Source organism: Janthinobacterium agaricidamnosum NBRC 102515 = DSM 9628 (assembly GCF_000723165.1).
GTDB lineage: Bacteria > Pseudomonadota > Gammaproteobacteria > Burkholderiales > Burkholderiaceae_D > Janthinobacterium > Janthinobacterium agaricidamnosum.
Window position 1 is genome coordinate 5,305,605 of sequence record NZ_HG322949.1, and the last position, 8,687, is coordinate 5,314,291.

Consider the following 8,687-nt stretch of genomic DNA (forward strand, 5'->3'; position numbering starts at 1 on the left):
AATTACTTCTTCTTGGTTTCTTTAAGCTTAACCACTTCGTCCGCATAGCGAACGCCCTTGCCTTTATAAGGCTCAGGAGCGCGGTAAGCACGAACTTCGGCAGCTACCTGGCCGACCTGTTGACGATCGATACCCTTGATCAGGATCTCGGTCGGGGTCGGGGTTGCGCAGGTAACGCCGGCTGGCATGTCATGCACTACAGGGTGCGAGAAGCCCAGGGACAGGTTCAACTTGTCGCCTTGCGCTTGCGCCTTGTAACCCACGCCTACCAGGTTCAGCTTTTTCTCGAAACCCTTGGTGACGCCGACGACCATGTTGTTGACCAGCGCGCGCAGCGTGCCGGACATGGCATTGGCTTCGCGGCTGTCGTTAGCCACGTCGAAACTCAGGGTTCCTGCATTGTTTTCTACTTTGACCAGGCCGGTGAGGACCTGGGTCAGTACGCCCAGCGGGCCTTTTACGGTGATCGCTTGTGCGGAGATGGCGACTTCGGCGCCAGCCGGCACTACGATAGGCATTTTAGCTACTCGAGACATGTGTAACTCCTTAAGCCACGTAGCAAATAACTTCGCCGCCGACACCGGTAGCGCGTGCTTTGCGGTCAGTCATGACGCCTTGCGGAGTCGACACGATCGCCACACCCAAGCCATTCATCACAGTAGGGATCTCGTCCTTGCCCTTGTAGACGCGCAGCCCTGGACGGGAAACGCGCTCGAGGCGCTCGATGACGGGACGGCCAACATAATACTTCAAACCGATCTTCAGTTCCGCCTTGCCACCAGCTTCGGCAACGGCGAAATCTTCAATGTAACCCTCGTCCTTCAGGACGTTGGCAATCGCAATTTTGACTTTCGACGATGGCATGGCCACGGTCGTTTTTTGAACGCCTTGGGCGTTGCGAATGCGGGTCAGCATATCGGCGATAGGATCGCTCATACTCATTGCATATTCTCCTATTACCAGCTTGCTTTTGTCATACCCGGAATTTCACCACGCATGGCGAATTCACGGAGCTTGATACGACCCAGACCGAATTTACGGAATGTGCCGCGCGGACGACCGGTGATCGCGCAACGGTTGCGTTGACGCGTCGGATTCGAGTTACGTGGCAGCGCTTGCAATTTCAAGCGCGCTTCGTAACGCTCTTCTTCCGATTTCGACTGGTCATCAACGATGGCCTTCAGCGCAGCGCGTTTGACGGCGAATTTCGCAGCCAGGTCTACACGCTTTTGCTCACGGTTAATCAGTGCCAATTTTGCCATGATCTCAGTTTCTGAACGGGAATTTAAAGGCGGCGAGCAGAGCTTTCGCTTCGTCGTCGGTCTTAGCGGTTGTCGTGATGCTGATATTCATACCGCGCAACGCGTCAATCTTGTCGTACTCGATTTCAGGGAAAATGATCTGTTCCTTGACACCGATGTTGTAGTTGCCACGACCATCGAACGCACGGCCATTCACACCACGGAAATCGCGCACGCGCGGCAGGGCCACGGTGATGAAGCGATCCAGGAACTCGTACATGCGAGCGCCACGCAGGGTGACCATGGTACCGATCGGGTAACCTTCACGGATTTTGAAACCCGCGATTGCCTTGCGCGACTTGGTCGTCACTGGCTTCTGGCCAGCAATCTTGGTCAAATCCGCAACAGCGTGTTCGAGAACTTTCTTGTCCGCGATTGCCTCGCCCACACCCATGTTCAGGGTGATCTTGGTCAGGCGCGGAACTTCCATCGACGACTTGTAACCGAATTTGGTTGTCAGGTCGGCGACGACTTTTTCTTTATAGAATTCTTGGAGACGTGCCATGATTTCTTAAGCCTTCACTACTTCGCCGGAGGATTTAAAGACGCGGACTTTTTTGCCGTCCACTTCTTTGAAACCTACGCGATCTGCCTTGCCAGTCGCTGCATTGAACAATGCAACGTTGGACACGTGAATTGGCATGGTCTTATCGACGATACCACCAGTTACGCCAGTCATCGGGTTCGGCTTGGTCGCTTTTTTAGCGACGTTGATGCCGTCAACCACGATATGTTCAGCATCGATACGTTGCTGAACCACACCACGTTTGCCCTTGTCTTTCCCGGTCAGAACGATGACTTCGTCGTTTTTACGAATCTTATCCATTACGACTCCTTACAGGACTTCCGGTGCCAGGGACACGATTTTCATGAACTTTTCACTACGCAGTTCGCGTGTGACAGGTCCAAAAATACGGGTACCGATCGGTTCCAGCTTGGCGTTTAACAGAACTGCGGCATTGCCGTCGAACTTCACCAGGGAACCGTCTTGGCGGCGAACACCTTTAGCGGTGCGCACAACCACGGCGTTATAAATTTCACCTTTTTTGACACGGCCACGTGGCGCAGCAACCTTGACGGTTACCTTGATCACATCGCCAATGCCAGCATAACGGCGCTTGGAGCCGCCCAATACCTTGATGCACATTACTTCTTTGGCACCGGTATTGTCAGCCACTTCGAGCCGGCTTTCAGTTTGAATCATAGTATTCTCTTTCCCAACTTAAGCCGAAGAATCCACACAATGTAGACCCGCGGTCAGTCTTGGTCCCGCCAGAGCCGCCCTGCTGGGCTACACTGTTTGGGTGCATGACCTTCATACATCAACTGACCGCGGAGCTATGTCTGTGGCCAGACACTTTGCGGCGTTACATGAACGAAGCCCGCAAGTATTACATACAATTTGCGGGCCTGCAAGTACTAATTAAATACAGCGCCGAGACGCTGTATCGAATTAAACGATTTGTGCGGCTTGCACCACACGGGTGACCGTCCACGCCTTTGTCTTGGAGATCGGGCGACCTTCCTGGATCTCGACCGTATCACCGGCTTTGACCTGGTTGGTTTCGTCATGCGCGTGATACTTGTTCGAACGCATGATGATCTTGCCGTACAAAGGATGCTTCACGTGGCGTTCGATCAGAACGGTAACGGTCTTGTCCATCTTGTCGGAGACCACTTTACCGATCAGCGTGCGCTTGAGCGGCTTTTTCACTGGATCGTTCATTTGGCTTCCTTCAGATTCATTACCGTCTTCACACGCGCGATATCGCGGCGTACCTTCTTGAGCTGCGAAGTGTTGCTCAGCTGTTGCGTAGCGATTTGCATACGCATGCCGAACTGTGCCTTCAACAAGTCATTCAACTCTTTTTGCAGAGCTGCCTGGTCTTTGCCGCGGAGTTCAGTTGCTTTCATATTCAACTCCAATTATTGGCCAACCTGGCGCACGACGAAAGTCGTTGCCAGTGGCAGTTTAGCGGCGGCAAGACGGAAAGCTTCCCGTGCCAGCGCTTCATCAACGCCATCCATTTCATACAGTACTTTGCCTGGCTGAATTTCAGCGACGTAGTACTCAGGATTACCTTTACCGTTACCCATACGGACTTCAGCCGGTTTGTTCGAAATTGGCTTGTCCGGGAAAATACGGATCCAGATACGGCCACCGCGCTTGATGTGACGGGTCATTGCACGACGCGCCGCTTCAATTTGACGCGCAGTGATACGACCGCGGGCAACCGCTTTCAAACCGAATTCGCCGAACGACACGGCGGTGCCGCGCGAATGCGAGATACCGGTGTTGCGGCCCTTCTGCTCTTTACGATACTTTCTGCGTGCTGGTTGCAGCATGATTATTCTCCTGCTTTCTCAGCTGGTGCAGCGGCGGCCGGTTTAGCGGCGGTGCGTACGCGTGCAGCACCTGGTGCTGTGGATGGTTTCGCAGCAGTGCCTGGACGTGGGCGGCCGGAAGGCTTGCCATCGTCACGGCGCGGACCGCGGCTCTTCTTCTCGTCGGCCGGGGTATCGATCACTGGAGCGTCGCCGTTAGGAGCGCGGTCGCCTTTGTAAACCCATACCTTGACACCGATGATGCCGTAGGTCGTGGAAGCTTCGCTGGTACCGTAGTCGATATCGGCGCGCAGGGTGTGCAGAGGCACGCGGCCTTCGCGGTACCACTCTTTACGAGCGATCTCGATACCGTTCAGACGGCCGGAAGACATGATCTTGATACCGAGTGCACCCAGGCGCATTGCATTTTGCATTGCGCGCTTCATGGCGCGGCGGAACATGATCCGTTTTTCCAGCTGCTGGGCGATCGAATCGGCGATCAGCTGCGAGTCGATTTCCGGCTTGCGGATTTCTTCGATATTCACGTGCACAGGCACGCCCATGATCTTGGTCAAAGCGGACTTCAGTACTTCGATGTCTTCGCCTTTTTTACCAATGACCACGCCTGGGCGCGAGCTGTAGATCGTGAAGCGCGCGTTCTTGGCGGGACGCTCGATAACGATGCGGCCAACCGATGCGTTCTTCAGTTTCTTTTTCAGGTAAGCGCGTGCTTTCAGATCTTCGTTGAGCATGGCAGCGAAATTGCCGTTGCCTGCGTACCAACGCGATGCCCAGTTACGGGTGACTGAAAGGCGGAAGCCTGTTGGATGAATTTTCTGACCCATCGTGGCTCCTTAGTTACCGACAGTCACGTAAACGTGACAGGATTGTTTCGAAATACGGTCGCCACGGCCTTTTGCACGCGCGGTGAAGCGCTTCAGGACCGGACCCTTTTCGACGTAGATCGTTTTCACGAACAATTCGTCGATGTCGGCGCCATCGTTGTGCTCGGCATTCGCAATGGCGGATTCCAGAACACGCTTGATGATCGCAGCACCTTTTTTCGGGCTGAATTGCAAGATGTTGAGTGCAGCGTCAACTTTCTTGCCACGGATCAGGTCAGCAACCAGGCGGCCCTTTTGGTCCGACAGGCGCACACCTTTGAGGATAGCTTTAGTTTCCATTATTTCTTAGCCTTTTTGTCAGCTGCATGGCCCTTGAACGTACGGGTCAGTGCGAATTCGCCGAGCTTGTGACCAACCATGTTTTCGGAAACATATACCGGCACGTGCAGCTTGCCGTTATGTACCGCGATCGTCAGGCCGATGAAGTCAGGCATGATTGTCGAACGACGCGACCAGGTTTTGATTGGTTTTTTGTCTTTGGCAGCTTGCGCAGCTTCAACTTTTTTCACCAGGTGGGCGTCACAGAACGGCCCTTTTTTCAATGAACGTGTCATGTGCTACCCCTTATTTCTTGCCGCGGCGCGAGACGATCATGGAAGAAGTACGCTTGTTGCTGCGGGTCTTCTTACCCTTGGTCTGTTGGCCCCATGGCGAAACTGGATGACGACCAGCTGCTGTTTTACCTTCACCACCACCGTGCGGGTGATCGACCGGGTTCATGACCACACCGCGAACGGTAGGACGAACACCGCGCCAGCGCATCGCACCAGCTTTACCGATTTTACGCAGGCTGTGCTCGGCATTGCCGACTTCACCCACGGTTGCACGGCACTCGATATGCACGCGGCGCACTTCGCCGGAGCGCAGACGCACCTGAGCGTAAACACCTTCGCGCGCCATCAGCACAACGCCGGCGCCGGCGGTACGGGCCATCTGGGCACCCTTACCTGGCAACATTTCGACGCAATGCATCACGGTACCGACCGGGATGTTACGGATAGGCAGGCAGTTGCCCGACTTGATAGGCGCTTCCGAACCGTTCATCACTGCGTCGCCAACGGACATGCCTTTGGTTGCGATGATGTACTGGCGCTCGCCGTCGGCGTAGCACAGCAGAGCGATGTTGGCGGTGCGGTTAGGATCGTATTCGATACGTTCCACTTTCGCAGGGATACCATCTTTCTGGCGCTTGAAGTCGATCAGGCGGTAGTGCTGCTTGTGACCACCACCGATATGACGGGTGGTGATGTGACCGTTGTTGTTACGACCGGCGGTCTTGGATTTCTTTTCAACCAGGGCAGCGAATGGACGGCCTTTGTACAGGTCGGCATTCACCACCTTCACCATGCCGCGACGGCCTGGCGAGGTTGGTTTCATCTTAACGAGTGCCATTATGCAGCCTCCTCGGAGAAGTTGATTTCCTGGCCAGGTTTCAGGCACACGAAAGCACGCTTGGTATGGTTACGACGACCGTTGAAACGGCCAGTGCGCTTTTGCTTACCTTCACGGTTCGCGGTTTGCACCGACAGGACTTCAACCTTGAACAGCAGTTCGACCGCTGCCTTGATTTCAGGCTTGGTTGCATCCGGCAATACGCGGAATACAATTTGCTCGTTCTTTTCCGCGACCATGGTGGCCTTTTCGGAAATGACCGGCGCCAACAGCACCTTCATCAAGCGTTCTTCGCTATGTTTCAAAATCGCGCTCATGCCAGCATCTCCTCAATCTTAGCCAGTGCAGCTTTGGTGACCAGGATCTTCTTGTAGAACACCAGCGACAACGGGTCTGCGTGACGTGGCTCGACGACGAGCACGTTAGGCAAGTTACGCGATGCCAGTTCCAGGTTTTCGTTCAACACGTCGGTGATGATCAGGACCGAGTCAAAACCCAGGCCGTTCAGCTTTTGCGACAGCAGCTTGGTTTTTGGTGCGTCGATCGTCAGATCGTCGATGACGATCAGGCGCTCTTCGCGGGCCAGCTGCGACAGAATCGAGCAGATACCTGCGCGATACATTTTTTTGTTCACTTTGTGGGTGAAGTTCTCGTCAGGCGAGTTCGGGAAAATCCGACCACCACCGCGCCACAGAGGCGACGACGACATACCGGCACGAGCGCGGCCGGTACCTTTTTGGCGCCATGGCTTTTTGGTCGTGTGGTGAACTTCTTCACGGTCTTTTTGCTTGCGGTTACCGCTGCGTGCATTCGCTTGATAAGCGATGACGACCTGGTGGATCAGCGCTTCGTTGTAATCACGGCCGAAAATGGTATCAGCAGCGACGACGTTGGAGCCGGCTTGACCTTGCGCATTCAGAAGCTTGAGTTCCATCGTTTAAGCTCCCTTCTTGGCTTTGGTTTTAATGGCTGGCGACACAACAACCTGACCATTTTTCGCACCTGGGATCGCGCCTTTGACCAGCAACAGCTGACGGTCGGCATCGATACGGGCGATTTCGAGATTTTGGATCGTGCGGGTCACGTCACCCAGATGACCGGTCATGCGTTTACCAGGGAAAACACGACCTGGATCTTGCGCCATACCGATGGAGCCTGGAACGTTATGCGAACGGGAGTTACCGTGCGTTTGACGGCCGGAAGCGAAGTGATAACGTTTGATAACGCCAGCATAACCCTTACCGATGGTAACGCCTTGCACGTCGATCTTTTGACCGACTTCGAACAGGGAAGCGGCAACAACATCGCCAGCTTTCAATTCGGCAGCTTTAGCAGCATCGACGCGGAACTCTTTCAACAGAGTACCGGCTTCAACACCAGCTTTGGCGTGATGACCAGCAACAGCCTTGGTCACGCGGGAAGCGCGACGTTGACCGAATGCGACCTGAACAGCGGAGTAACCGTCTGTTTCAGGAGTTTTGATTTGCGCAACACGGTTGTTCGATACGTCCAGCACGGTGACAGGAATCGAATCCCCTTCGTCCGTGAAAATGCGCATCATACCAACCTTGCGACCGAGAAGGCCTAGGCTCATTTTTTCTCCATTCCCACCTGCGATTGGGCGGGGCTTGTTTAACTACAAAGTAACGTAGGACTCAAAAAAGACGAATCCATACCGAAGCCGGCTAGTATATAGCACAAAAACCCTTGACGCAACAAGTTAACACGAGGTATGTCAAAGTGTTGCGCGGCATAGATGCGGGACTTGAATTCAGGCAAGAAAACGGCCCGAAACGGGCCGGGAATGCGGGCTGCGCCGAATGCTGGCAGCCACATGGGGAACCCTGGGGCCGCGCCGCAGCGGCGAAAAAAACACCCGTTTGCGGGCGCCCTTCGAGCTGCGGCTAACGCACTGCCACGGCAGCCGGCGGCAGCACCGCCAGCGCGCTCAATCGCGCCCCGATTGCAGCCCTGGATGCGGCGCTGGCCGATCAGGATCAGCGGCACCCCGCCGCCCAGCGCCTGATGCTCGCGCCGGCCCTGCTCCGACTGTTCGATATCGATGCCGGCACAGAGGTCAAGCCCAATAAGTTTTTTGCTGGAAAAACAAACGCTGCGACGGAAATGGCAAGAGCGAGAGGATGAGAATCTCGGGCGGCAGCCCTGAAACGGAGCGGGGCCGGGCTTGTCCGCTCACGCGGACTCGCCCGGCCCCGACTGGCTGGCGGAACTCAGTCCGCCTGCCGAATACGATTATTGCAGTTTGATTTCGACATCGACGCCAGCTGGCAGGTCGAGTTTCATCAACGCGTCAACGGTTTTGTCCGTTGGGTCGACGATGTCCATCAGGCGCTGGTGGGTGCGGATTTCGAACTGGTCGCGCGAGGTTTTGTTGACGTGCGGGGAACGCAGCACGTCGAAACGCTGGATACGGGTAGGCAAAGGTACTGGACCCTTGACGACAGCGCCGGTGCGCTTCGCGGTTTCAACGATTTCCAGAGCCGACTGGTCGATCAGCTTGTAATCGAACGCTTTCAGGCGGATGCGGATTTTTTGATTTGGTGTGGACATGGTATTTCCTTAAAAGAACGAACCGGGTGAGCAAACCACGCGGCGAAAAGTAATCTTCGGTGCCTAGCTTGGGGTCGACATGATAGCACTGAATCGCAGTGAAATCTTGCCGCCCATCATACTGAGCTTGAATACAACAGGGCCGGGTAACGCCGGCCCTGCCGCATTCGCTTAATTAATGAAAATTAAGCAA

Annotated in this window: 17 protein-coding genes; all 17 read right to left on the bottom strand. The window is 55.0% G+C overall.

What is annotated here, in order from left to right:
• Positions 1–2: 2 nt before the first annotated feature.
• Entirely contained in the window at positions 3–536 is a 534-nt protein-coding gene (gene rplF / locus GJA_RS22900; protein WP_038497015.1) for a 50S ribosomal protein L6, read from the bottom strand.
• A 10-nt stretch (positions 537–546) separates the two neighbouring features.
• A complete protein-coding gene (gene rpsH, locus GJA_RS22905; protein ID WP_008444325.1) occupies positions 547–942 on the bottom strand; it encodes a 30S ribosomal protein S8 in 396 nt (131 codons plus the stop codon).
• Between the two features lie 14 nt (positions 943–956).
• Complete coding sequence (rpsN, locus tag GJA_RS22910; protein WP_038497021.1) at positions 957–1,262, bottom strand: 30S ribosomal protein S14; 306 nt, start codon at positions 1,260–1,262, stop codon at positions 957–959.
• A 4-nt stretch (positions 1,263–1,266) separates the two neighbouring features.
• Positions 1,267–1,806: a 50S ribosomal protein L5 gene (gene rplE / locus GJA_RS22915; protein ID WP_038497024.1), complete on the bottom strand. Its 540-nt coding sequence runs from the start codon at positions 1,804–1,806 to the stop codon at positions 1,267–1,269.
• 6 nt (positions 1,807–1,812) lie between these two features.
• Entirely contained in the window at positions 1,813–2,127 is a 315-nt protein-coding gene (gene rplX / locus GJA_RS22920) for a 50S ribosomal protein L24 (protein WP_038497027.1), read from the bottom strand.
• 9 nt (positions 2,128–2,136) lie between these two features.
• Positions 2,137–2,505, bottom strand: a complete 369-nt coding sequence (gene rplN / locus GJA_RS22925; protein WP_038497030.1) for a 50S ribosomal protein L14 — start codon at positions 2,503–2,505, stop codon at positions 2,137–2,139.
• 249 nt (positions 2,506–2,754) lie between these two features.
• Positions 2,755–3,027 carry a 30S ribosomal protein S17 gene (gene rpsQ / locus GJA_RS22930; RefSeq protein WP_038497033.1) on the bottom strand — a complete coding sequence of 91 codons (273 nt, stop codon included), beginning with the start codon at positions 3,025–3,027 and terminating at the stop codon, positions 2,755–2,757.
• Positions 3,024–3,215: a 50S ribosomal protein L29 gene (rpmC, locus tag GJA_RS22935; protein ID WP_038500854.1), complete on the bottom strand. Its 192-nt coding sequence runs from the start codon at positions 3,213–3,215 to the stop codon at positions 3,024–3,026. The genes rpsQ and rpmC overlap by 4 nt, the downstream gene beginning before the upstream one ends.
• Positions 3,216–3,227: 12 nt before the next feature.
• Positions 3,228–3,647 (bottom strand): 50S ribosomal protein L16, encoded by a 420-nt coding sequence (rplP, locus tag GJA_RS22940; RefSeq protein WP_038497037.1) that lies wholly within the window; start codon positions 3,645–3,647, stop codon positions 3,228–3,230.
• 2 nt (positions 3,648–3,649) lie between these two features.
• On the bottom strand, positions 3,650–4,471 hold the full coding sequence (gene rpsC / locus GJA_RS22945; protein WP_038497040.1) for a 30S ribosomal protein S3: 822 nt from the start codon (positions 4,469–4,471) through the stop codon (positions 3,650–3,652).
• 9 nt (positions 4,472–4,480) lie between these two features.
• A complete protein-coding gene (rplV, locus tag GJA_RS22950; RefSeq protein ID WP_170840583.1) occupies positions 4,481–4,813 on the bottom strand; it encodes a 50S ribosomal protein L22 in 333 nt (110 codons plus the stop codon).
• Entirely contained in the window at positions 4,810–5,085 is a 276-nt protein-coding gene (gene rpsS / locus GJA_RS22955; protein WP_008444295.1) for a 30S ribosomal protein S19, read from the bottom strand. Before rpsS ends, rplV begins: the two co-directional genes overlap by 4 nt.
• A 10-nt stretch (positions 5,086–5,095) precedes the next feature.
• Positions 5,096–5,923 (bottom strand): 50S ribosomal protein L2, encoded by an 828-nt coding sequence (gene rplB / locus GJA_RS22960; protein ID WP_038497044.1) that lies wholly within the window; start codon positions 5,921–5,923, stop codon positions 5,096–5,098.
• On the bottom strand, positions 5,923–6,240 hold the full coding sequence (gene rplW / locus GJA_RS22965) for a 50S ribosomal protein L23 (protein WP_038497047.1): 318 nt from the start codon (positions 6,238–6,240) through the stop codon (positions 5,923–5,925). The genes rplB and rplW overlap by 1 nt, the downstream gene beginning before the upstream one ends.
• Positions 6,237–6,857: a 50S ribosomal protein L4 gene (gene rplD / locus GJA_RS22970; protein WP_038497050.1), complete on the bottom strand. Its 621-nt coding sequence runs from the start codon at positions 6,855–6,857 to the stop codon at positions 6,237–6,239. The genes rplW and rplD overlap by 4 nt, the downstream gene beginning before the upstream one ends.
• Before the next feature lie 3 nt (positions 6,858–6,860).
• Entirely contained in the window at positions 6,861–7,517 is a 657-nt protein-coding gene (gene rplC, locus GJA_RS22975) for a 50S ribosomal protein L3 (RefSeq protein ID WP_038497053.1), read from the bottom strand.
• Between the two features lie 659 nt (positions 7,518–8,176).
• The gene (gene rpsJ, locus GJA_RS22980) at positions 8,177–8,494 is read right to left on the bottom strand and encodes a 30S ribosomal protein S10 (protein WP_038497056.1); all 318 of its coding nucleotides are present in this window, start codon (positions 8,492–8,494) and stop codon (positions 8,177–8,179) included.
• Positions 8,495–8,687 lie beyond the last annotated feature (193 nt).